The sequence below is a fragment of the Paenibacillus doosanensis genome (genome assembly GCF_025060755.1).
In the GTDB taxonomy this organism is placed as follows: Bacteria; Bacillota; Bacilli; order Paenibacillales; family NBRC-103111; genus Paenibacillus_S; species Paenibacillus_S doosanensis.
This window is the reverse complement of the sequence record NZ_JANYUY010000048.1, coordinates 19,930-42,243: the sequence shown is the minus strand read 5'-3', so window position 1 is coordinate 42,243 and position 22,314 is coordinate 19,930. Positions and strand designations below refer to the sequence as shown.

Below are 22,314 nucleotides of genomic sequence, written 5' to 3'. Positions count from 1 at the left end.
GAATGACCCAGACTTAAGGAGGTTGGAACGATGGCAAAAAAAATGCCGGAGATGGAAGATTATAAATACGGTTTTCGCGACGAGCATAAAGCGGTTTTCCAAACGGGAAAAGGCTTGACACGCGAAATTGTGGCGGAAATTTCCAGAATGAAGGGCGAGCCGGAATGGATGCTCGATTTTCGCCTGAAATCGCTGGAGCAATTCGAGAAGATGGCTTTGCCGCGTTGGGGCGGCAACCTGGACGATCTGGATTTCAACGACATTCAGTACTATGTGAAGCCGTCCGAGAAGCAAGGTAAGACGTGGGAAGAGGTTCCTACGGAAATTAAAGAAACGTTCGACAAGCTCGGTATCCCTGAAGCGGAGCAAAAGTTTTTGGCCGGCGTATCCGCACAGTACGAATCCGAGGTCGTTTATCACAGCATGCAAAAAGAGCTTGAGGAGCAGGGCGTTATCTTTACCGATACCGACACGGCTCTGAGAGAGTATCCCGAGCTGTTCAGAGAATATTTCGGCACGGTCGTTCCTCCGAGCGACAACAAATTCGCGGCGCTGAACAGCGCGGTATGGTCGGGCGGCAGCTTTATCTACGTTCCAAAGGGCGTCAAAGTGGAAATTCCGCTGCAAGCGTACTTCCGGATCAACTCCGAGAACATGGGACAATTCGAGCGCACGCTGATCATTACCGACGAAGACAGCTTCGTGCACTACGTCGAAGGTTGTACGGCTCCGATCTACAGCACGAACTCGCTGCACAGCGCGGTCGTTGAGATCATTTGTAAGAAGAACTCCCGCGCCCGCTACACGACGATCCAAAACTGGGCGCCGAACATTTACAACCTCGTTACCAAACGCGCGGTTGCCGAAGAAAACGCCACGATGGAATGGGTTGACGGCAACATCGGCTCCAAGCTGACGATGAAGTATCCTGCGGTTGTGCTGAAGGGCCGCGGCGCTAAAGGGATGGTGCTTTCCATCGCCGTAGCCGGACGCGGACAGCATCAGGACGCCGGCGCCAAAATGACGCATTTGGCTCCCGACACGACGTCGACGATCGTATCCAAGTCGATCAGTAAGCACGGCGGTAAAGTAACGTACCGCGGTCTCGCTTCCTTCGGACGCAATTCCGCAGGCTCCAAGGCGAACATCAAATGCGATACGCTGATCATGGATAAAGAGTCCACGTCGGATACGATCCCTTACAACGAGATCATGAACGACAACATAACGTTGGAGCATGAAGCTACCGTATCCAAAGTATCCGAGGATCAACTGTTCTATCTGATGAGCCGCGGCTTGACCGAAGCGGAAGCGACTCAAATGATCGTTATGGGCTTCATCGAGCCGTTCACCAAAGAGCTGCCGATGGAATATGCGGTCGAGATGAACCGCTTGATCAAGTTCGAGATGGAAGGCTCCATCGGTTAATAGGTATATATCAAATGCGCGCCCGGTTTCGGGTGCGTATTTTTTTGCATCAGGCGAAGCATTACTAAAGAACCCTGCCGAAATTAAGCAATTATGGTAAAATCAATAATAGGGCTTTTCTAAGCTGGATATAAGGGTATGAATGTTTCATTGGGGAGGGCATGTCCGTGGGAAATAAAGCAAAATTTTCGGCTATTTTCATCGTAGCGATAGCTTTAATATTAGGGATTATGTTTTTTAAACCTTTGCAGCAACCGGAAGAAGAAGCTGCTATGCTTCATAAGACCATCGAATCCGATGAAGTGAAGAACGTAAGAATGGGTGTCGTCGTATTGAAGGGAACGACCTTTCAACAACAGGATGCCGGCTTAAGCAAACAGGAAGCCGATCAATTTCGCACCTTATTTAACGCTGTACCGGCCGACAAAGTAAGAGAAGTTCAGCAGGTCAACCCTGCCATCGTTGCAGGAGTTGTGTTTGATTTACAATCCAACACAGAGGTTCGAATTCAATATGACGACAAGGAAATTTATGTAACGAGAACGGATAAAAGAGGGCAAAAAAAATATATTGTTGACGATCCGGAAATGAAAGAATTTTTTGATGAGCGAATGAAACAAACGAAGAACGCTGTCTTAAAGGAATGAATCACTCGGGAGAGTGGTTTTTTTATTGTTTAGGAAATGATGCGCAGCAAATTCCTGTGGATATCCGTGGCTCCCCCGAAAGTAATGTCTAACCATAGAACGATCCCAGAGGAATGGTTAGACGCCGATCCAGCTGAAGCTGGATGCGGACGGAATAAGCTTCAGAGCATCACGTCACTTTTGGGGGATTTGTTCTTTGCTAAAAAGTCGCTTGAATCCAGACCCCATTTGACAACCGTTGGATGAGAATATTATAGTATAAAAGAATTTGATATTGATAATCATTATCGATTATTGATTTCTGCAATCCAACACAAGGAGAATGGAATATGAAAAACAAGCTGCTAATCCCTATGATCCTGCTATTGATGGTCGTATCCAGCGCATGCGGGAGCCAGGCCGGCAATCCTGAGAGCGCGCCTTCGCAGGATGGCTCCGCATCGGCTGCGGATTCCAAAGAGTCCGGCAAGATCACTTATCAATCCGAGCGGGGGCCGGTGGAGGTCCCGGCAAGTCCGAAGCGGATTGTCGCCTTGACCAATGCGCCGAATGTGCTGGCGCTCGAGGGAACGCTCGTCGGGGTGGATCAGTGGACCAAAATGAACCCGTTGTTCACGAAAAAGCTCGATGGCGTCGAGGTCGTATCGGAAGCGGATTTGGAGAAAATTACGGCGCAGGACCCGGATCTGATCATCGCGGGCGCCCAAATGAAAAATATTGCAGAGCTTAATAAAATTGCGCCTACCGTCGTTTATACATGGGGCAAGCTGGATTATTTGGAACAGCAGCTCGAGATCGGCAAACTGCTGAATAAAGAGAAGGAAGCGCAAGCCTGGGTGGATGATTTCAAGCAGCGCGCGGGGGCGACCGGCAAAGAAATTAAAGCGAAGCTCGGCGATAACGTCACCGTTTCGGTGTTTGAGACGGATGCGAAAAGCTTTTATGTATTCGGGGACAAATGGGCGCGCGGCACGGAGATTTTATATCAAGCGATGGGGCTGAATATGCCTGATCCGGTCAAGAAAGAGGCGCTTGGACCCGGCTATTATATGCTGTCCAAAGAGGTTCTTCCGGAATATGCGGGCGATTATATTGTCCTTAGCAGAGATCCGGAAGGCGATGCGTCGTTCATGGAGTCGGAAATATGGAAAGGCATCCCTGCCGTCAAAAACCATCATGTCATTGAGATTAATACGAAAGCTTCCTCATACAGCGATCCGATCACGCTCGAATATTTGCTGGGTATTTTCAAGAAAGGTTTCCTCGAATAATAATGGAAGCGCGATGTCCTGATAGGGAGCCGCGCTTTTTGGTTTGAACGTATCGTTTTTCTATTCGATGCTTCGGATGCCGTTTAATAGGCGTGTCCTACATATAAATTTCCTTAACGTCGAGATCCGGCGTGTCCGACAGATTGATGAACGTATCTCCGATTTGCACGAGCGGTTTGAAGAAATCGGTAGGATGCGTCATGATAATGACACCGCTTTCACCGCTGCTCAATAAGACGCGTTTGCCGATGAAATTCGGGATCATATGCCGAATGAACACTTGAGTGACCGTCGGATCGAGCTTCTCGAAGCTCAGCCGGTGCAGTTCTTTTAACACGAGCAGCAGATCCTGCTTATGCCGGTACACTCTATTGGAGATCATGGCGCTGTACACGTCCGCCACCGACACGATTCTGGCGAGCGGATAAATATCATTGCCGCGAAGCCCTCCCGGGTAGCCCGATCCGTCCAACCGTTCATGGTGCTGCAGGGCAGCCAGAGCTAGCGGCTTCGGCAGGTTCGATCCTATAATCATATCGTACCCGTATTGGGCGTGGCGCTTAACGATTTCGAATTCTTCTTCCGTTAAAGGGCCGGGCTTTTGCAAAATCGCATTGTCGATGCGGCTTTTGCCGATATCGTGCAAATAGCCAGCTTTGCCTGCAACAATCGCTTCCTCCTCGCTCTGTCCGAGCCACTTGGCTATGTAATAGGAGATCATACCGACCTGCACGCTATGCTGGTATGTGTAGTCGTCCTTGTTATTCAAGGTAAGCAGCAGCGAGACGACATCCCGTTCCTTCTCGAAATGGTTAGCTAAAGGAGCAAAGCACTGGTCTACCTGTTCTTCGCGCAGCTGTCCTTGTTCGGACATTTGCCAGAACAGCTGTTTAATGCCGCCGACCGCTTCTTCATAGGCTGCCGTTTGGGAAAAGGGCTCCTGCTGCAGCTTCCCGGTTGCCGCTTTTACTTCGTCCGGGGCCGGGCTATCTTGTCTCATCATGATATCGACGTAATCGACGCTGTGCAGCTGCAGTTTGTCAATATCATCGGCATTCAGTACGGTATGTGCGGAAACGACAAGGAGTCCGTTCCAATTAAAGACATCCGAACCGGTGCGATCCCCAACTTGTAAATCCATGACAGAAATTCTCAAAGCCGTCCCTCCCTACCACAATATGCTTTAAAGCGCTAAACGGCATATAATGTCATCGTATCAAGAATGCATTATAATGGCAACAGCAATTTAGCGATTTTGTCGAAAAAAGAGAAGAAGGCGGCAGCCCTGTCTAAGGTCTGCCGCCTTAACCGTTACATGCCGATATACCGGCTGTATAAGCTTTTGGCTGTTACAGGGTCGTCGGTTCCTTGTACGAGCAGCCGGCCGTCGGAGAACAGCACCAATGTCATATTGTCGCTGGGATGGAACTTGAGCAGGAACGGGTTCAGCTCCACGCGGCCGAGCGGCTTCCATTTGTCGGCCCAATCGGCGAGCCGGAACGAAGCGGGGACTACCGGCTGAATTTGCACCGAATTGCGGCCGCACAAGGTTTGGATCGTGTCCTCTCCGGCTTCCTGCTGCAAATATTCGTAATGTCCTTGCCCGCAGGCCGGACAGTCCGCCTTGCGGGCTTTGCTCACGTCCACGGCGGCGTGCTGGTTATACCACAGATCCCAGTGGATCATCTTGCGGTTCAGCTGGGCATGGGCCCCGACCAACAGCTTGAACGCTTCGGTGGCCTGATGCGAAGCCACCGTATGGATGATCGGCCCGATGACCCCGGCCGTATCGCAGGTCTCGGTCGTTCCTTGGGCGGGAGCCTGCCCGAACATGCAGCGCAGGCAGGGCGTCTCTCCCGGAACGACGGTCATCGATACGCCGCGGGAGCTGACCGCGCCGCCGTAAATCCATGGGATGCCGTGCTTCAGGCTCACGTCATTAATGAGGAAGCGGACGGCAAAGTTATCCGTGCCGTCCAGAATCAGATCGACGCCGGTCAAGAGCGATTCGGCGTTGGCGGCATGGAGGTCGGCGACGACCGGCTCCAGCGTTACGAGCGAGTTGGCCTCCTGCAGCCGTTTGGCCGCGGCCATCGCTTTGGGGACCGATGCGTCGGCGTCGGCTTCATCGTAGAGCATTTGGCGCTGCAGATTGCTCGCCTCGACGAAATCGCGGTCGATGAGTCGGACGAAGCCTACGCCGGCACGGACCATATGGTTCGCCAGGACCGTGCCGAGAGCGCCCATGCCGACGATGGCGACGCGCGATTGCATCAGCCGGGCTTGTCCCTGCTCGCCGATGGGCGCGAACAGCAGCTGGCGCGAATATCTTTCGGCTGCCGCGGGAGATGCCGAGGCAGCAGTAGGTTCATTGGCATGATCGTGATTGTTCATGGTGGCGGTTCGCTCCTTATCTCCTTATCTCTCTATACCAACGGGTTCCACGGCCCGAGCTGATGGCCTTTCCATTCGGAGCCGTCTTCCCATATTTCTTTTTTCCAGATCGGCACGATTTGCTTCAATCGTTCGATAGCATGCCGGCTTGCTTCGTAAGCGGCGTCCCGGTGCGGCGCAGAGACGGCGATGACGACGCTGATCTCGCCGATATCGACTTTGCCGAGACGATGAGTGATGGCACATAAAGCGCCTTCCCAGCGCTCGCTGATTTCCCGGGCAATTTGCTCCATCGTTTTGATCGCCATCGGTTCATAGGCTTCATATTCGAGCAAGGAAGTCCGCTTACCGTGCGTCCATTCGCGGGTTGTCCCCGTGAACGTCAGCGCTGCTCCGTGATTAGGATGAAGCACTTTGGCGGTCACCTGCTCTACGGAAATCGGTTCGTAGGTGATCTCAATCAGCTGGAGCTCGCCACCCGAAACCGGCGGGATCAAGGCGATCTCATCATGCGCGGTGAGCTCCTGATCCTCCGGAGCATAACTGTGGTTTACCGCGACAAATGCTTGCGCAAGAAAGGGAGCGGCCTGAGGATACAGAGCCGCCAGCCGCCGCTTAAGCAAGGCAGGGGTCAGAAGGGCGTTATCCTCCCATTCCAGGGATACCGCCGATCCGCCCAGCAGCTCGGCCAAACCGGCGAAAACATAGATTTGCAGGTTCATTCCATCCACTCCAACGGTTTTATTACAGCATACCATAACTTCGAGCAATAGTGATATAATAGAGGGGTTTCGTAATACCGATGTGCCTGCCGGACCTATAGGCTATTCAAGTGAAGGAGGGATCATGATGAATATAACCGTATATGATGAAAAACATGGATACGGGCAATATACAGCAACCGAAATGAGCGCTGCCGCTCCCGTGCATTTGCCGCTTCAGGAGCGGGTTCCCGGAGTCAGCGGACAAGCGTTCGAGCTGAAGTCCTGGTACCGCGCCTGGACCAAACAGCGAAAGGCGTTACCGGGGCAGGAGCAGGAACCTGCCTTGATGAGGGTGGAGGCGGCCGATGAATTTCAGGCGACCATACCGTGGTCCCAGCTGGATCAAGCCGTATTTCTGTATGAGCAGGACGGCAAGCCGCTGCACAAAGGATTTCCGATCCGGCTATACGTGCCCGACGGAAGCAGCGAATGCCTCAATGTGAAAAGTATCGTTACGATCCGTTTTCTTTACAGCGAGAAGGCGGACGAAGCGAGCTACGGTTTTAAGAACGTCGTAAGTCCGGAAGACTTGCGGCTGCGCAAATAATAACAATGTGCCGTTACGACGGGGAGGCCGGGGAATATGAATGCAACGCCTTTGCGGCTGCGTATCCTTCATTCGAACGATATCCACAGCCATTTTGAACAAATGCCGGCGATTGCCGCCGCATTCAAGAAGCTTCGCGCCGAGGCGGGGGAAGAGCATACGCTCACAGTCGATATTGGGGATCATCTCGACCGGATGCGCCCGGAAACCGAGGCAAGCGCCGGCGGCTTCAACCTGGATATGATGTCCGCGACAGGCTATGAGGCGATGACGCTGGGCAATAATGAAGGCTTGACCTTGACGAGGGAGGCGCTGGCCGAGCTATACGGCAGCCGCCCGGATCTGAAGATGCTGTGCGGCAATCTGGTGGAGACAGAGACAGGGAGTCCGCCGTCGTGGATGGCACCGTATCATATTATTGTCAAATCGGGTATCTCGATAGGGTTAATCGGCGTTACCGCTTATTATCATGAATTTTATCGGCTGCTCGGCTGGACGGTTCAAGATCCGTTTGCCTCCGTGCAGTTCTGGGCCGGCAAACTTCGCCCTCAGGTCGATGTGCTCGTCCTTCTTTCTCATCTCGGACTTAAGCTGGACGAACGGATTGCGGTGGATATCCCGGGGATCGACGTCATTTTGGGCGGACATAGCCATCATTTGCTGGAGCAGCCGCTGCGCATCGGGCAATCGCTGGTATGCGGAGCAGGCAAATTCGGCCAATATATAGGCGTCGTCGATTTGGAGCTGGACCCCGTCAGCCGTAAGCCGATCCGTTCCTCCGGCTATGTGCGCTCCATGGCGGAGGAGGCCGCCGATCCGGCCGTGCTGGAGCTGGCGCAACGCTGCAAGGCCGATGCCGCGAGCATGCTCGACCGCGAGGTCGCTTATTTGCCGCAATCTCTGCCGTCGGAATGGAACACGGAAGCCCCTCTCGGCAATATGCTTGCTGCCGCCCTTCGGCGATGGACGGGGGCGGACATCGGGATCGTCAATGCCGGGCAGTTTCTGGACGGTTTGAAGGCGGGGCCCGTAACCGCCGGAAGGCTGCTTGAGATTTGTCCTTCCCCGATCAATCCGTGCCGGATTCGGATCAAGGGCGAGCATCTCTTGAAGGCGCTGGAGGAATCGCTGCTGCCCGAATTTAAGGAGATGCCGATTTACGGCTTCGGGTTCCGGGGTAAGGTGCTGGGCATGCTCAATTTGGACGGCTTGCGGGTGGAATACGATCCGAAGGCGCCGGATATGGCGAAAATACGCAGGGCGCTCGCAGGCTCGCAGCCGCTTGTCCCTGAGAAAGAGTACATCGTCGGGACGATCGATATGTTCACGTTCGGCAAAGGTTACTTATCGTTGGCGCAGGGCAGCCAAGTCGAATATTTCTTGCCTGAGTTTATCCGCGATATTATCGTGCAGGAGCTTCATCTTCCTGAAGCGATCCGGGAAGGCGCCGTGAAACGGTGGCATGCGGTATAGCTCCGCGCACGTATGGGTTAAGACCAAACCTGGCCGCAAGGCCGGTTTTTTTTAGTTGTTTAGGAAATGATGCGCAGCCATATCCTGTGGAAATCCGGGGACTCCCCCGAAAGTAAAGCCTACCCATAGAACGATCCCAGAGGAAGGGTTAGACGCCGATCCAGCTGAAGCCGGATGCGGACGGAATAAGCTTCAGAGCATCACGTCACTACCCTGGAAATTACTCTTGGTACCCCATTTCCATTGTCTGTGGTGCCGCGTCGGCGGCATGGATGGCTTTTGGGGGATTTGTTCCCATCCTAGATAAGAATGTGATATTGGAATATGGGCAATCCAGCCGCGCAGCTTGGCCGTCATCATAGAGCGGCACGGGCGAAAGTGTTCTCACCGGAGATCCTCCGCCCGCTTCACTACCACCGTTCTAGCATCGGACGGCCGCCAACGAATCAGCTTGATCAGCTGTTCCTGCATATAGGATGTAGGATGCTTGAAGCCGCTCTCCACCCAATAGAAGACGAGGCCGAGCAGCGCGTGAATCGAATAGATGGCAAGCAGCTCCTGATCGATGTCGTGTTCGGGATGAACTAATTCTTCCTGGGAGATTTGCTTGAGAGCGATAAACATTTTTTCCCTTAAAACCGGGAGCACGTCGCTTTTCATTAATATGGCGTATATTTTGGCGTTTTCGAAAACATGCTGGAAGATCATTACGGAGTTAGCGGCCATTTCGCTGATGCGGAACACTTCCGCGCTTTCATAAGGCGCCCGGTACGATTGCAGCAGCCGGCCGATCAATTCCGAGATAACGTCGTCAAGCAAAGCTTCTTTACTTTCGTAATTGGAGTAGAACGTGCCCCGGTTATAGTTGGCCTGCTCGACGATTTCCGTGATGGAGATGGAGGTGAAAGGCTTTTGCGACATTAATCCCAGCAGCGCTTCCCTTAAGGCGCTTTTACTGCGCAGGATGCGTCGATCCGGTTTTTTATTGATTTCCTTCATTGCAAAATCATCCCTTTGCGAGTTATTGAACAAAATGACTTGTTTTGTCGGTTAGCTGTCAAATCGCCGTTCTTTGATGATTGTAATTCCCTCTCGCTCTATTATACTTGAAGTAACAGATGTTCTGTATACAACATCTGTACGTTTAATTATTTGATGAGTTCGAATTTATACTTGGTTGAATTCAAATAATAAACCATGGAGGGATTCAAGATGAGACTTTCCGGAAAAGTGGCTGTAATTACAGGAGCGGCGTCAGGTATGGGCAAAGCCATCGCGGAGCTTTTTGCCGCGGAAGGAGCGAAGGTCGTCGTTTCCGATCTTCGGGACGAAACGGCGCAAACCGTCGTATCCGGCATTGAAGCGGGGGGCGGCACGGCGATTGCGGTAGCGGCCAACGTGGCCAAAGAAGAAGACATTCAGAACTTGATCGATACAGCGATGAAACAATTCGGAACGGTGGATATTCTTGTCAATAACGCTGGGATTATGGATAATTTCGTTCCGGCCGCCGACGTGACGGACGAGCTGTGGGAGAGAGTTTTCGCTATTAATACGACAGGTCCGATGAGGGCGACTCGGAAGGTGCTTCCGATCTTTATCGAGAAAAAAAGCGGCGTTATCGTCAATGTAGCCTCCGCAGGCGGGCTGTACGGCTCACGGGCCGGAGCGGCTTATACGGCGGCCAAGCATGCCGTCGTCGGCTTCACCAAAAACGTTGGTTTTCAATATGCGAACCTGGGCATCCGCTGCAACGCGATTGCTCCGGGGGGAGTGAATACCAATATCGGCACAACGATCAATACGCCGAATTCATTCGGAATGGAGCGGGCAATGGCGGGCATCAACTTGAACCCCCGTTCCGGAGAGCCGCAGGAAATCGCCAAAGTGGCGCTATTCCTCGCCTCGGACGACGCCAGCTTCGTCAACGGAACGGTCGTAACGGCGGATGCCGGTTGGACCGCTTACTAAAATAGCCGTGTCCGGCAGAGAATGCCGGCCTAACCCAACAAAAAGAACCGTCCGCGAATCGTGGAGCTCCCTCCCTTGCCGGCCTAAGCCGGCATAGAAGAAGAGTCTACGGAGTCGGGACGGTTCTTTTTTCATGGCATGCTGCCGGGGTGAACCGGCGTTACATCATAAAGAAATAGATGGCGAACAAAATCGCGATCACAAAACGGTAATAAGCGAAGTAGGTGAGCTGCATTCTGGACACGAGTTTGATGAACGTGACGACGGCCAGTAGCGCCACAATGAACGATACGACGAAACCGACTGCGAAAAATCCGATAATGTCTGGCGTAAACAGTTTGTACGATTTAATCAGCGACAGTCCTGACGCCGCAAACATCAGCGGTATGGCGAGAATGAACGTGAAATCCGCCGAAGCGCCGCGGCTGACGCCCGAAAGCATCCCTCCGGCAATCGTTGCTCCGGAGCGGGAGAAGCCTGGCCAAATAACGGCCAAAATTTGATACAAACCGATATAAAACGCTTGACGGTACGTTATATCATCCAATTCTTGAGCGGTTTTGCGCGATGAGGACTTCTCCGCAATAATCAGCAGCACGCCGCCGACGATTAGGCTGAGCAGGACGGTTTTCGGCGAGAACAGATGCTCCTCGATCCAATTGTTAACGAGCAGTCCGATGATACCCGCAGGCAATATTCCGATCAAAATATGGATTAAATTCAGCTTTTTCTTTCCGGCGCGGGAAGGGTCTTTCTTCAAGCCGAACAGCAGCAATATGCGGTTCCAATAAATGACGACAACGGCCAAGATAGCTCCGAGCTGAATGACCACCTCGAACGTTTTCATGATGGAGTTATCCTCAGGGATTCCCAGAAGCGCTTGGGTCAAAATGAGGTGTCCCGTAGAAGACACAGGTAAAAATTCGGTAAGCCCTTCGACTATACCCATAATAATTGCAACCCAATAACTTAACATAACGGCCTCCTACCTTTTTTTGTGCGAACTCTTCTATTTTAGCCTGTAACCGGGTGTCCGACAATACCAACTTGGGCCTACATATAATCTTCATATTTTGATTTTTTGAACAATAGGACGGAAGATCGACAGGATAATTCGCGCGAATGTCGAATTATGTAAATAGATATTGCTCTTTTTAGAGGAATCCTTTAAATTAGGCATAGACGGTTGTCTACTTCTGAAGAAAGAAGACGTGGTTTAGGAATGCGGCTGCTTCCATTGAATATGGTTCGCCCCGGGATGAGGCTCGGGAGAAAAATTTATAACGAAGAAGGCTTAACCCTTCTTGGGGAACGTGTGGAATTATCACAAAACTTAATCCGGCGGTTAGGCGAGCACGGAATTGATTATGTATACATAGATGATCCTAGAACCAGCGACGTGATTATTGAGGATATGATTACTGAAGAAACGAGAATGAGAGCGACCTCCGAGATCCGTTCGACGTTTCGGACGATTATGGAAGATTCGGTCAAAAGAAAGGCGAACGGCGGCTTGCAGCTCGGCAAGGCGTTCGGCAGCGTCATGAAGCTGATTATCGACGATTTGAGCGGCCATAAGGATGCGATGATTATGCTGACCGACATCAGCGTCATGGACGACTATTTATTCCAGCATTCCTTGAACGTGTGCATTTATTCGACGATGCTCGGGATGGCTCACGGCTACAACAGGGACGAGCTGATGACGCTCGGTCTCGGCGCGCTGCTGCACGATATCGGCAAAACGCAGATTCCGCTTGATCTGCTGAGGAAAAGCGGCAAGCTGACCGACGACGAATTCAGCTGCATTAAGAAGCATGCGGAGTACGGCTTCCGCATTTTGAAGGATGAGCCGAACATCCCTCTTATCGCCGCGCACTGCGCCTTTCAGCATCATGAACGGCTGAACGGCAGCGGTTATCCCCGCGGAATAGAGGGCCGCGACATTCATGATTACGCCCGTTGGATCGGGCTGGTAGATTCTTACGATGCGATGACGACGCACCGCGTTTACCGCAAAGCGATGCTTCCGCATCAGGCGATGGAAATATTGTACACCGGAGTCGATACGCTGTACGAGAAATCGAAGATCGAATTGTTCCGGGACAAAATCGCCATTTATCCGATCGGCGTTACCGTAACGTTAAGCACGGGCGAAGCCGGGACGGTCGTCGGGCTTAACAAGCTGTTTCCGCACCGCCCCATCGTGCGCATCCTGAAGGATGAAGAAGGGCAGGAGCTGCAAGCTCCTTTCGATCTGGATTTGTCGCAGAAGCTGTCCGTCATGATTGCCGGAGTGAACGACGAAGATTAAGAATGCAGCGGGCCGTATGGCTGCAATCTCAAATAGCCACTGGTAATGTAAGCCCGGGATGCTCGGGTTTTTTTGTTGTCCGCAAGTTAGCTGAGGCGAAAGACGCTGCGCCGCAGCCGGATTTGCGCGGATTAGTTTCATTTTGATGCGTCATACGATACAATAGGTGGTAAAATACTTTTAAAGAGTCAGGTGTGAATTTCAACATGATACATAAGCTGAATCCCGTAGTGCCCGCAATAACGCCCGAATACGATCCGTGGGATCCGATTCGTTCCCTTCAAAGACACGGCAAGCATAAGCTGACCAGCGTGGAATTGACAGTGACGAATTTGTGCAACATGAGGTGTGAGCACTGTGCGGTGGGTGAGACGCTGACGATGACCGAGGGACCGAGAATTCCCGTCGATCAAATATTAAGACGGCTTGACCAGGTGGAGCATCTGGAGACGATCAGCATCACCGGCGGAGAGCCCAGCTACCATGAAGCTACGGTGCGGGACTACATCGTCCCGGTATTGAAATACGCTCGGGAGCGCGGCGTCCGTTCGCAGATCAACTCCAACCTGACGCTGAGCCTGTCGCGTTACGAACTGCTGGCTCCTTATCTGGATGTCATGCATATTTCCTTCAATTACTTGAATGCCGACGACTTTCATCAGGTGGGCTTTGTTCGTTCGGGACGGAACGTCGCCAGGGAAACGGCGGCCAAGCTGTACGAACGGATGGTCGAGAACACGATCGCGCTGAGCCGCGGCGGAATGTTCGTTTCGGCGGAGTCGATGATCAACTACCGGACGCATGAGAAGCTGCCGCAAATTCATAAGCTGATCGTCGAGATGGGCTGCCGCCGCCATGAGGTGCATCCGATGTATCCGAGTTCGTTCGCGTCGAACTTGCCGGTGTTGTCGCTGGATCACTTCCGGGCGGCGATTCACAATCTGCTCGATCATCGCGACCCTGACGTATGGATGCTCTTCGGCACGCTTCCGTATTACGCCTGCAGCCAGTCGGAGGAAGATCACCGGATCATTAGCCGTTTGCGCAAGGAGCCTAATGTGACGGTGCGCAACGATCCGGACGGACGCAACCGGCTGAATGTGAACCTGTTCACAGGCGACGTCTACGTGACCGACTTCTCCGACGTTCCCGCGCTCGGCAACGTTCATGCCGATACGCTGCAGCAGGTTTTCGACCGTTGGGAGAATCATCCGCTGAACCGGTCGGTCAACTGCCACTGCGCTGCGGCAAGCTGCTGCGGGCCGAACTTGCTTGTTGTGGATACTTATTATAAGGAAGTCGATTTTACGAGACGAAAAGCAGTGATTTAACGCCGGCCGATAACCACCGCAAAGGAGAATGAATTCCATTGGGCTTTGATTGGGGTTTAATCGCATTTAATATTTTGCTTGTCATTGTGCTCGTGCTGCTGAACGGTTTTTTCGTCGCCGCCGAATTTGCCCTGGTTAAGGTGAGAACGACGCGCCTTCAGCAGCTGCAAAACGAGGGCGTTGGGAGAGCCAAGTACGCGCTGGCGGTAACGGGCAAGCTGGATGTTTATTTATCCGCGACCCAGCTCGGCATTACGTTGGCGTCGCTGGGCTTAGGATGGGTCGGGGAGCCGGCCATCTCCCACTTGATCGTCGATCCGCTGTTCGAGCTTTTGCATTGGAACAACGCCTGGTTCAGCTCTGCCTTGTCCGTGTTCATCGGCTTTGCGACGATCACGTTTTTGCATATCGTGTTGGGGGAGCTGGCGCCCAAGTCGCTGGCTATTCAGAAATCCGAAGGCACTTCGCTCTGGCTGTCCGGTCCGCTGCTCGTCTTCTATAAAGTGTTCTTCCCGGCCATATGGCTGCTGAACGGCGCCGCGAACCGGATGCTGCGTCTTGTCGGCGTCCAGCCGGCCAACGAGCATGACGCCGTACATACCGAAGAGGAGATCCGCATCTTAATGAACCAGAGCGCGAAGAGCGGTCATATCGATAAGGATGAGATGGCGCTCTTCGACAACATCTTTGAATTTTCCGATAGGGTGGCCCGGGAAATTATGCTGCCGCGGACGGATATGGACTGTTTGTTCGCCGATCAGTCCTTCGCGGAAAATTTGAAGACCGTGTACCGTACGAAGCATACTCGTTATCCGGTTGCCAAGCATGATAAGGATAATATTATCGGGTTCGTCCATATTACCGATTTGTTGACGGCCGATCCCGACGAGGACCATAACCTCAAATCGTTCATCCGCCCGGTGCTGATGGTTCCTGAGTCGATGGAGATCAGCCATGTGCTGAAGCTGATGCAGCGGAAGCATTCCCAGCTTGTCATCGTCGTCGACGAATACGGCGGCACGGCCGGCCTGCTGACGACCGAAGACATTCTGGAGGAAATCGTCGGCGAGATCCACGACGAATTCGATGAGAACGAGCGGCCGAGCATTGAGAAAAAAGGCGATACGTATTCGGTCGACGGCCGGGTGCTGCTGGAGGATCTGGACGATCTGCTATCGCTCGGCATTGAAGACGACGAGGTCGATTCGATCGGCGGCTGGCTGTTTACCGAGCTGGAAGGGGCGGTGACGAAAGGCAAGAAGCTGAGGCACGGCAATTTCGAGTTCGAAATTGCCGAGGTGCGCCGGCTGCGCATTGTGAGGGTGGCGATCACCCGACTGCCGCAGTCTAAGGAGCCGGAGGGAACGCAGGAAGAACTATAAGGGTAGGAGGGGAACCGCCCGAATATGTCGCTCAGAACCATATTGTTTTGCGCTATCGGCGTCGTATTGTTATATGGTTTGTTCACGATCGGATTTCCGTTTTTGCTGGCGATGCTGGTTGCGATCTTTCTTGAGCCGGTCGTTCAATGGCTCATCAAGCTGAGCAAGATGGACAGGGCAGTCGCGGCCGTTATCGTATGCACATTGTTTACGGGAGCGCTGCTTGGTTTTTTCTCCTTGGTCGGGTTTAAAATGGTGTCGGAGCTGATCCAATTTTGGAAAGGGGCTCCGGACTATTTGAACGATGCGAAACTATTTTTCGATAATACGACGGAAAAGACGCGCCTGTTCTACAACTCCCTGCCGGAAGGAATCGCGGAGCAATTGCAGGACTGGATCGAGTCGGGGATCAATACGATTGCCGATAACCTGAAAGGGATATTGACGGCGATGTCCTCCTATTTCCTGAATGCCGCCAAAACGATCCCGAATCTGTTCATTTTCTTCGTCGTTTTCATCATCGGACTTTATCTTATCTCGATCAGCCTCCCGAGGCTTTACCGCTCGCTGCTTAATTTGTTCGAAACCAAGTCCCAGAGCAAGGTGACCGCCGTATTAAAAGATTTGCGCCGCGCGGTGCTCGGATTTATTTTCGCGCAAGTGCTTATCAGTCTGCTGACCTACATCGTGACGCTGATCGGGCTGCTCTTCCTGCGGGTCGATTACCCGCTGGCTGTCGCCCTCTTGATCGTTATCGTCGATATTCTCCCGATACTCGGGACCAGCGCGGTGCTCGTGCCTTGGGCATTATACAGCCTGCTGACCGGCAATATGCACCTGGCGGTCGGACTGCTCATTCTGCTGGTGTTCATTATGATCTTCCGCAAGCTGATCGAACCGAAAATTATCGGGGACGCCGTTGGCATCAACGCTTTGGCCGCGCTGATGAGCATGTATGTCGGGTTCAAGCTGATCGGAGTGATCGGCTTGATATTCGGCCCGGTATTAATTATCGTGTACCAGGCGCTGCGCCGGGTAGGGCTGCTGCAGATCAATATTAAGCTGGATTAAGCTTGATGGAATAACTGCGTTTGATGGAAGGGGAGAAACCGCGGATGAAGCGGCCCCAACGGCCGGATGCTTCCCGATTCGTTGGAGGTTCGGCAATCGACGCGGTTCTTTTCCTTTTGCCAAAATGTAAACGCTTTCTATTCTGCTGAAGAACAACTTATTTTTCTCGCCGTTTAAGGCGATCCAAGAATTTGTTCCCATTTTATACTCATAATGGACAGGGCTGCAATGTATAAATATTGGTAGCCGTAGTCGCAGCGTCGGGAACGGGGGGTGGAGGTTCGGAGCAAGACATTCATTGTCGGCACGCGCAGACTACCGCATCTTGGAAAAACCGTCGACAGGACGCGTTTCCCTTAAAGGAGGCATCGCTGTGTTTACTCAGGAAAAGGTATGGTGTCCGTACATTAGCCCGTTTGATCCTTGTCCGCCGATTGTTAAAAAGGTATTTTCGACCCCGCCTCAATTGTACATTACGTTCCAGCCGCCGAATTGGCCGCAATGGCCGCCCCAGGAGGCTTTAAGACGGGGAACGCTGTGGCCTGCGCTGTATAGCCCGTATCAGCCGCGCTGCTAGTCCTGCGAAAGGAGGAGAGTCTGTATGGAGGAGAGACAAGTGCCGGAGCGCTATTATGTGCTGCTGCAGGAGCTGCAGGCCATCGATTTCGTGCTGGTGGAATTAACGCTGTATCTGGATACGCATCCTCTGGACGGAAATGCGCTCAATCAGTACAATCACTGCGCCAGCGAACGAATGCGGCTTGCCCAGCAATTTGAAATGGAATTCGGCCCTCTGCAAAGCTTCGGGCGAAGCTATTCCCGGTATCCGTGGCAGTGGAACGACACGCCTTGGCCGTGGCAGGTTTGATCAGCGAACGTTCATCACCGAAGGGAGAGGAGCAGCGGCATGTGGGTTTATGAGAAGAAGTTGCAATACCCGGTCAGGGTCGGCAAATGCGATCCTCGTATGGCTAAGCTGTTGTTGGAACAGTACGGGGGAGCGGACGGCGAGCTGGCCGCAGCGCTTCGTTATATGAATCAGCGGTATACGATCCCGGATAAAGTGATTGGGCTACTTACAGATATTTCCACTGAGGAATTTGCCCACCTGGAAATGATCGCCACAATGGTTTACAAGCTGACTAAGGATTTGTCCACGGAGCAGATCCAAGCGGCGGGACTAGATCCCCATTACGTAAGCCACGATAAAGCCTTGTTTTACGAGAACGCGTCGGGCGTCCCTTGGACGGCGGCCTACATACAGGCGAAGGGCGACCCGATCGCGGACTTGTACGAGGATATTGCGGCGGAGGAGAAGGCGCGCGCTACTTATCAGTGGCTCATCGATATGACCGACGACTGCGATTTGCAGGACAGTCTGAAGTTTTTGCGCGAACGGGAAATCGTCCATTCGCTAAGGTTTCGCGAGGCGGTGGAAATCCTCAAATCGGAGCAATGCGCGAAAAAGTTTTTTTAACATTATACGGTTCATTCATTGCGTGGAGGATTTCAGCGCTATGGTTTTGCCAATTGCCCACGTTTATAGAGCGAGAAAAAGAAGCATTCCGTTAACGCTTGGGGCCAAGCGAGAATGGAATGCTTCTTGGCGTCGGACAAGGGCGGATTATTTGGATTTGGAGCGGTGTCCGTGCCAGCCACCGTGTCCGTGACCTCCGTGCCAACCGCCGTGACCGCCATGCCAGCCGCCGTGCCAGCCTCCATACCAACCGTGGCCGCCCTGCCAGCCGGGACCGCCGTACCAACCGCCCTGCCAGCCTCCGTAAGGATAAATCCATGGAGTGTAAATGGAATAAGGGACCGGAACCACCTGCGGAACCGGCAGGGTAACATAAGGATAATAAGCCATTTGCGATTGCTCCTTTTCTGTATGCTGATACTTTCAATGTATGCGCAAAAAAGGAGCCGGGATACTTGCCCATTCATAATTGGGCTGAACGCTTCAAAGAAAAAGAGCGGCCCGCCTGCGGGAGCCGCTCCTCTTCTTGAAACACTACCGCAGGAAGTAAACCAAGAGGCCGGCGATGACAAGAATAATAACGATAATGAGAACGATGCGGCCTGTCTTGGATTGCGGAGCTTCTTGGACAGCTGCGGCGGACGGTTCGCCCGAAGTTAGGAAAGTGCCGCAGTACTTACATAGAATGTCTCCTTCACTCATCTTTTCATTACACTTTGCACAAAATTTCACCATTTGCATCACTCGCAATCTGATGGGATTTTGTTGAAATGAAAAGCAAATTCCATACATATGTATGGCTTCTTGACCGTTTCATCCATATCGAAAAACGAATGATCAACGGGTATTCCAAGCTTTATTAGATGGGACGGGCCGCAGCGGACAAAAGCCGAGTATTCCCACTATGAATCCCGCTATGGCGGCGAAAAACGGAGGGAGGCTTGCCCTTGTGAAAGCCGGATACCGGATGATCCGCAATTCTTGGCTTTCATCGATTTGACATCATGCTGAAATCATGCTTGTATAGATGAAGAATAGAGAAGATTCGGAGGGGACATTCATGCATCCAACTTTGCAAAAACCGGAAGCCATGCTGTTTGACTTGGACGGTACGCTGTTTCAGACGGAAACGCTGCTGCTGCCGGCTTACCACGCTACGTTCGATCAGCTTAGAGCCGAGGGCTCATACACAGGGGAGACTCCCCCGGAGAGCGAGATTCTGGGCGGCCTCGGAATGCTGCTTGAACATATTTGGCAGAGGGTAATGCCGGGTGTGGACGAGCAGGTGCACCGCCGCGCCGACGTACTGCTGCTCGATCATCAAGTCCAAGGACTGGAACGCGGCGAAGGCCGGATGTATGACGAGGTGGAAGCGACGCTGAAAGCTTTGCGCGACCGGGGCATCCGTCTGTTTGTAGCGAGCAATGGCCTGGAGCCTTACGTCAAGGGAGTTATCGAACATAAAGGCTTAAGCCCGTTGTTCGAAGGACTGTACAGCGCAGGCGAATTCCGGACGCGCTCGAAGGTGGACCTTGTGAGGATGCTGCTCGAAACCTACGGCGTTCAATCGGCTTGGATGGTCGGCGACCGCTCCTCGGACGTAGAGGCGGGGCGCGAGAACGGTCTGGCCGTAATCGGCTGCGATTACGCCGGATTCCGCAAGGAAGGCGAGCTGGACGGCGCCGATGTAAGGATCGGCCGGTTCAGCGAGCTCTTGGAGCTGCTGCCGAAGGAAGCGGACAAAGCAAACGAATAAGACGCGCGAACGCGGACCGGGGATCAACGCCGGTCCGCGTTCGCCGTTTATATGTAAGGGGAAGCGGGGAGCCGCTTCCCTCTTTTTTTCTTAACACATTGGAAAATATGGATCGTAGAAGGGAGCTGTTGTCATTCCGGCAGATTATTTTTCCGCGCATCCAGTCTTGAGGTATGCTCTCTCGATCTTTTTTTCAGCAGCCAGATGGCGTATTCGAGAGGATTGGAAATGGCCTTGCGGTAAGCTTCCCGCTCTCCGATGCGGTAGAACACTTCGCGCGACGGCTTGGGGTTCACTTCCAGCAGCCAGACCTTGCCTTTGGGATCGATAGCCAGATCGATTCCCATTTCACACTGCGGACCGAATTTTTCCTCTGCGAACCGGGCTACCTTCATGCCGAGCCGGTAGGCGTCTTCCTTGATTCCCTCGATTACGGCTTCATCCTGAAACCGGCTTCGGAGCAGCGAAATCATCGGAACGGCCGTTCCCCCGCCATGAAGATTCGAGGTGACGGAACGCTTGGGGCCGATTCTGCCGGCGCAGCCTGTCACCTGCCACTCGCCGTTGCCGTCCTTCTGCACCAGCATGCGGAAGTCGTGCACCCGGCCGTTCTTCAGCGTCAGCGGGATGCCCTGTTGAACGATATATCGGTTGTTCAGTTTCCAGGTACTGAGCTTTGTTTCGATCTGGAGCTCGCTTACGGTCTGCTCCGGAATAATGTGCCTGTTCTGGTCGCGTCCTTGGATAAGGAAGCTGGAGCTGCCAAGCTGCTGCATGCGGACGATCCCGCGTCCTCCCGTGCCGCTGCTGGGTTTCAAATATATACGCTTATGCTTTTTGAGAAAGCGGATCAGATGCTTGTTGCCGTTGTAGCGGACCGTTGCAGGCAAATGCTCCGCAATTTCCGAATTTTCCGACAAGATTTGATGCATCCCCCATTTGTTGGTCAGCGGCTTGCTTAAATACCGGATATGCTTGGAGTACAGCGAGCGAAACCGGGAAATCTTGCGGTAATTGTCCGCCCCGTGATACCTGCAGCGATCGTACACCAAGCCCGGAAGCGCGGTCCGCTTGCGCTGCCATCTGCCGTTGGACGGCCTGTAGACGAGAGCATTGATCTTGAGAGTGGAGCCCTCGATATCATCCGGGGTGAACACGAGCACCTCGATCCCCAGCTTATGGCCGTACACGCTGAGCTTGCGGAAAAAAGCGAGCTCCTCAAGCCGCCGTTCCGACAAATACATGGCCAGGATGCCTAATTGGTAAGAATGGGCCACTGTTCATCACCTGCTCACCTTGCTTTTTGGCTTGGAGTTTTTGATGGTTTTCTCTTTTTTCCCGCTCGTGCTATAGACCTGCCTGGATTTTTCTTCATCTGGGACAAATAGGCGCTGTACAGGATCAGATTATCCAGCGATTTACGGCGAATAGGGGGTTCGTCGAATTTCATAGGTTTCGAGTTCGCTTCAAAAAACCAGATTTGCCCGTTCGAATCTACGCCCAAATCCATCGACATTTCACCCAGCATCGTTTCGCTCGCCTTCTCGATTTGCTTGGCGATCATCAGCGCCGATTGTTTGGCGCGCCGCAAAATCCGCTTGCTGCCCGCGGGGCCGAAGCCCGCTTCCAGCAGCTTGGCGGGGTCGTCGATGGACCCGCCTCTCGGCACATGCGTCGTAATGCTCAGCTTGCCGGCGAGTCTTGCTCCGACTCCCGCAATGCTCCAAATGCCTTTGCCGTTTTTTTGCACGAGCACTCGCAGGTCGAACGGACGCTGCTTGTAGCTGGCGAGCGTAATGCCCTGCTGCATAATATAATCCTTCGTGCCGATCATCTCGCGAATTTGCGTCCACAGCTGCGGAACCGAGGCGTACCGGGATATATGGCTTCTCGTTTTGTTTTGCACACTCAGCTGGTATTTGCGCGTTTTGGCTATTTTCTCGGGCAGCCGGCTTACTTTCATGATCCCTTTGCCCGCCTTGCCGCGAATCGGTTTCAGGTACAGATTGCTGTGCTTTTGCAGCATATGCTCCAGGTCCTCGCTGTTCGTCAGCTTCTGCGTAGTGGGGATGAGCGATTGTGTGTCCTTGGATTTGTTAAGCCACTCGAACAGCGTCCATTTATTAAAGAAGGCGGGGTTGAAAAAACGGATTTGTCCGTGCTTCATGCATGTTTGCATCACCTGCTGCACCTCGGGAAGCAGCTCGAATTTGCGGTAAGGAATCCGGTTATAGATGACATGGGGCATGGGGAGCAGCCCCTTCTTCCATTTTTTCGAAGTGAAGTTGTAAGAGTAACCTACCGCCTTGTCGCCCGTCAGCTTGAAATCCGACGTTGTCATCACGTAGACGAGAACGCCCTTTTCCTCGCCGGTACGGATCAAATCGATAAAATTTTCCTGATTCCCTCGAAAAACCCTTTTGTCGTCGGAATAAGTGAGTATGGCCATCGTTGGCTTTTTGGGAGTTTCATGAAGCTCCATGTCATC

The 22,314-nt window shown here is 52.9% G+C and carries 23 protein-coding genes; 14 read left to right on the top strand and 9 right to left on the bottom strand.

Annotated elements, in window-relative coordinates:
- The first annotated feature begins 30 nt into the window (after positions 1-30).
- The 3 genes from sufB (at position 31) to N0M98_RS26320 (ending at position 3,346) form a co-directional block, all read left to right on the top strand.
- Positions 31-1,428: a Fe-S cluster assembly protein SufB gene (sufB, locus tag N0M98_RS26330; protein ID WP_259619611.1), complete on the top strand. Its 1,398-nt coding sequence runs from the start codon at positions 31-33 to the stop codon at positions 1,426-1,428.
- 167 nt (positions 1,429-1,595) lie between these two features.
- Positions 1,596-2,075, top strand: coding sequence for a hypothetical protein (locus N0M98_RS26325; RefSeq protein WP_249865239.1), 480 nt, complete (start codon positions 1,596-1,598; stop codon positions 2,073-2,075).
- A gap of 329 nt (positions 2,076-2,404) precedes the next feature.
- On the top strand, positions 2,405-3,346 hold the full coding sequence (locus tag N0M98_RS26320) for an iron-hydroxamate ABC transporter substrate-binding protein (protein WP_249865238.1): 942 nt from the start codon (positions 2,405-2,407) through the stop codon (positions 3,344-3,346).
- A 97-nt stretch (positions 3,347-3,443) separates the two neighbouring features.
- Here the strand turns inward: N0M98_RS26320 and N0M98_RS26315 are convergent, their stop codons facing one another.
- The 3 genes from N0M98_RS26315 to N0M98_RS33790 form a co-directional block, all read right to left on the bottom strand.
- The gene (locus N0M98_RS26315) at positions 3,444-4,502 is read right to left on the bottom strand and encodes an HD-GYP domain-containing protein (protein WP_249865237.1); all 1,059 of its coding nucleotides are present in this window, start codon (positions 4,500-4,502) and stop codon (positions 3,444-3,446) included.
- A gap of 155 nt (positions 4,503-4,657) precedes the next feature.
- The gene (locus tag N0M98_RS26310) at positions 4,658-5,740 is read right to left on the bottom strand and encodes a ThiF family adenylyltransferase (RefSeq protein ID WP_249865236.1); all 1,083 of its coding nucleotides are present in this window, start codon (positions 5,738-5,740) and stop codon (positions 4,658-4,660) included.
- A 32-nt stretch (positions 5,741-5,772) separates the two neighbouring features.
- Positions 5,773-6,462 (bottom strand): molybdenum cofactor biosynthesis protein, encoded by a 690-nt coding sequence (locus N0M98_RS33790; RefSeq protein ID WP_283942818.1) that lies wholly within the window; start codon positions 6,460-6,462, stop codon positions 5,773-5,775.
- Between the two features lie 124 nt (positions 6,463-6,586).
- Between N0M98_RS33790 and N0M98_RS26295 the strand changes: the two genes are divergently transcribed.
- On the top strand, positions 6,587-7,051 hold the full coding sequence (locus N0M98_RS26295; protein ID WP_249865235.1) for a molybdopterin-binding protein: 465 nt from the start codon (positions 6,587-6,589) through the stop codon (positions 7,049-7,051).
- Positions 7,052-7,087: 36 nt separating this feature from the next.
- On the top strand, positions 7,088-8,524 hold the full coding sequence (locus N0M98_RS26290; RefSeq protein ID WP_249865234.1) for a bifunctional metallophosphatase/5'-nucleotidase: 1,437 nt from the start codon (positions 7,088-7,090) through the stop codon (positions 8,522-8,524).
- A 384-nt stretch (positions 8,525-8,908) separates the two neighbouring features.
- Here N0M98_RS26290 and N0M98_RS26285 read toward each other — a convergent pair whose 3' ends face one another.
- Positions 8,909-9,523, bottom strand: a complete 615-nt coding sequence (locus N0M98_RS26285; protein ID WP_249865233.1) for a TetR/AcrR family transcriptional regulator — start codon at positions 9,521-9,523, stop codon at positions 8,909-8,911.
- Between the two features lie 213 nt (positions 9,524-9,736).
- Here N0M98_RS26285 and N0M98_RS26280 point away from each other — a divergent pair, with 213 nt between their 5' ends.
- Positions 9,737-10,495 carry an SDR family oxidoreductase gene (locus N0M98_RS26280; RefSeq protein WP_249865232.1) on the top strand — a complete coding sequence of 253 codons (759 nt, stop codon included), beginning with the start codon at positions 9,737-9,739 and terminating at the stop codon, positions 10,493-10,495.
- 160 nt (positions 10,496-10,655) lie between these two features.
- Here the strand turns inward: N0M98_RS26280 and N0M98_RS26275 are convergent, their stop codons facing one another.
- Positions 10,656-11,471 carry an undecaprenyl-diphosphate phosphatase gene (locus N0M98_RS26275; protein WP_249865231.1) on the bottom strand — a complete coding sequence of 272 codons (816 nt, stop codon included), beginning with the start codon at positions 11,469-11,471 and terminating at the stop codon, positions 10,656-10,658.
- A 246-nt stretch (positions 11,472-11,717) separates the two neighbouring features.
- Here N0M98_RS26275 and N0M98_RS26270 point away from each other — a divergent pair, with 246 nt between their 5' ends.
- The 7 genes from N0M98_RS26270 to N0M98_RS26240 all read left to right on the top strand — a co-directional run bounded on the left by N0M98_RS26270 (position 11,718) and on the right by N0M98_RS26240 (position 18,070).
- Entirely contained in the window at positions 11,718-12,809 is a 1,092-nt protein-coding gene (locus tag N0M98_RS26270) for an HD-GYP domain-containing protein (RefSeq protein ID WP_249865230.1), read from the top strand.
- A 206-nt stretch (positions 12,810-13,015) separates the two neighbouring features.
- A complete protein-coding gene (yfkAB, locus tag N0M98_RS26265) occupies positions 13,016-14,140 on the top strand; it encodes a radical SAM/CxCxxxxC motif protein YfkAB (protein WP_249865229.1) in 1,125 nt (374 codons plus the stop codon).
- A gap of 38 nt (positions 14,141-14,178) precedes the next feature.
- Positions 14,179-15,522, top strand: coding sequence for a hemolysin family protein (locus N0M98_RS26260; RefSeq protein WP_249865228.1), 1,344 nt, complete (start codon positions 14,179-14,181; stop codon positions 15,520-15,522).
- A 24-nt stretch (positions 15,523-15,546) separates the two neighbouring features.
- On the top strand, positions 15,547-16,593 hold the full coding sequence (gene ytvI, locus N0M98_RS26255) for a sporulation integral membrane protein YtvI (RefSeq protein WP_249865227.1): 1,047 nt from the start codon (positions 15,547-15,549) through the stop codon (positions 16,591-16,593).
- Positions 16,594-16,966: 373 nt separating this feature from the next.
- Positions 16,967-17,170 carry a spore coat associated protein CotJA gene (locus N0M98_RS26250; protein ID WP_249865226.1) on the top strand — a complete coding sequence of 68 codons (204 nt, stop codon included), beginning with the start codon at positions 16,967-16,969 and terminating at the stop codon, positions 17,168-17,170.
- Between the two features lie 24 nt (positions 17,171-17,194).
- Complete coding sequence (locus N0M98_RS26245) at positions 17,195-17,461, top strand: spore coat protein CotJB (RefSeq protein WP_249865225.1); 267 nt, start codon at positions 17,195-17,197, stop codon at positions 17,459-17,461.
- Between the two features lie 39 nt (positions 17,462-17,500).
- Positions 17,501-18,070, top strand: coding sequence for a manganese catalase family protein (locus N0M98_RS26240; protein ID WP_249865224.1), 570 nt, complete (start codon positions 17,501-17,503; stop codon positions 18,068-18,070).
- Between the two features lie 147 nt (positions 18,071-18,217).
- Here the strand turns inward: N0M98_RS26240 and N0M98_RS26235 are convergent, their stop codons facing one another.
- A complete protein-coding gene (locus tag N0M98_RS26235; protein ID WP_249865223.1) occupies positions 18,218-18,460 on the bottom strand; it encodes a hypothetical protein in 243 nt (80 codons plus the stop codon).
- A gap of 144 nt (positions 18,461-18,604) precedes the next feature.
- A complete protein-coding gene (locus N0M98_RS26230; protein ID WP_249865222.1) occupies positions 18,605-18,772 on the bottom strand; it encodes a hypothetical protein in 168 nt (55 codons plus the stop codon).
- A gap of 358 nt (positions 18,773-19,130) precedes the next feature.
- Here N0M98_RS26230 and N0M98_RS26225 point away from each other — a divergent pair, with 358 nt between their 5' ends.
- A complete protein-coding gene (locus tag N0M98_RS26225) occupies positions 19,131-19,826 on the top strand; it encodes an HAD family hydrolase (protein ID WP_249865221.1) in 696 nt (231 codons plus the stop codon).
- 131 nt (positions 19,827-19,957) lie between these two features.
- Here N0M98_RS26225 and N0M98_RS26220 read toward each other — a convergent pair whose 3' ends face one another.
- Positions 19,958-21,103 carry a YheC/YheD family endospore coat-associated protein gene (locus N0M98_RS26220; protein WP_249865220.1) on the bottom strand — a complete coding sequence of 382 codons (1,146 nt, stop codon included), beginning with the start codon at positions 21,101-21,103 and terminating at the stop codon, positions 19,958-19,960.
- Between the two features lie 14 nt (positions 21,104-21,117).
- Complete coding sequence (locus N0M98_RS26215) at positions 21,118-22,308, bottom strand: YheC/YheD family endospore coat-associated protein (RefSeq protein ID WP_249866269.1); 1,191 nt, start codon at positions 22,306-22,308, stop codon at positions 21,118-21,120.
- Positions 22,309-22,314 lie beyond the last annotated feature (6 nt).

Bases quoted from the DNA above. Each gene is read 5' to 3' on its own strand.
- sufB (WP_259619611.1), top strand. From the start codon at position 31: ATGGCAAAAAAAATGCCGGAGATGGAAGATTATAAATACGGTTTTCGC.
- N0M98_RS26320 (WP_249865238.1), top strand. From the start codon at position 2,405: ATGAAAAACAAGCTGCTAATCCCTATGATCCTGCTATTGATGGTCGTA.
- N0M98_RS26310 (WP_249865236.1), bottom strand. From the start codon at position 5,740: ATGAACAATCACGATCATGCCAATGAACCTACTGCTGCCTCGGCATCT.
- N0M98_RS33790 (WP_283942818.1), bottom strand. From the start codon at position 6,462: ATGAACCTGCAAATCTATGTTTTCGCCGGTTTGGCCGAGCTGCTGGGC.
- N0M98_RS26295 (WP_249865235.1), top strand. From the start codon at position 6,587: ATGATGAATATAACCGTATATGATGAAAAACATGGATACGGGCAATAT.
- N0M98_RS26290 (WP_249865234.1), top strand. From the start codon at position 7,088: ATGAATGCAACGCCTTTGCGGCTGCGTATCCTTCATTCGAACGATATC.
- N0M98_RS26285 (WP_249865233.1), bottom strand. From the start codon at position 9,523: ATGAAGGAAATCAATAAAAAACCGGATCGACGCATCCTGCGCAGTAAA.
- N0M98_RS26280 (WP_249865232.1), top strand. From the start codon at position 9,737: ATGAGACTTTCCGGAAAAGTGGCTGTAATTACAGGAGCGGCGTCAGGT.
- N0M98_RS26275 (WP_249865231.1), bottom strand. From the start codon at position 11,471: ATGTTAAGTTATTGGGTTGCAATTATTATGGGTATAGTCGAAGGGCTT.
- N0M98_RS26270 (WP_249865230.1), top strand. From the start codon at position 11,718: ATGCGGCTGCTTCCATTGAATATGGTTCGCCCCGGGATGAGGCTCGGG.
- yfkAB (WP_249865229.1), top strand. From the start codon at position 13,016: ATGATACATAAGCTGAATCCCGTAGTGCCCGCAATAACGCCCGAATAC.
- ytvI (WP_249865227.1), top strand. From the start codon at position 15,547: ATGTCGCTCAGAACCATATTGTTTTGCGCTATCGGCGTCGTATTGTTA.
- N0M98_RS26245 (WP_249865225.1), top strand. From the start codon at position 17,195: ATGGAGGAGAGACAAGTGCCGGAGCGCTATTATGTGCTGCTGCAGGAG.
- N0M98_RS26240 (WP_249865224.1), top strand. From the start codon at position 17,501: ATGTGGGTTTATGAGAAGAAGTTGCAATACCCGGTCAGGGTCGGCAAA.
- N0M98_RS26235 (WP_249865223.1), bottom strand. From the start codon at position 18,460: ATGGCTTATTATCCTTATGTTACCCTGCCGGTTCCGCAGGTGGTTCCG.
- N0M98_RS26230 (WP_249865222.1), bottom strand. From the start codon at position 18,772: ATGAGTGAAGGAGACATTCTATGTAAGTACTGCGGCACTTTCCTAACT.
- N0M98_RS26225 (WP_249865221.1), top strand. From the start codon at position 19,131: ATGCATCCAACTTTGCAAAAACCGGAAGCCATGCTGTTTGACTTGGAC.
- N0M98_RS26215 (WP_249866269.1), bottom strand. From the start codon at position 22,308: ATGGAGCTTCATGAAACTCCCAAAAAGCCAACGATGGCCATACTCACT.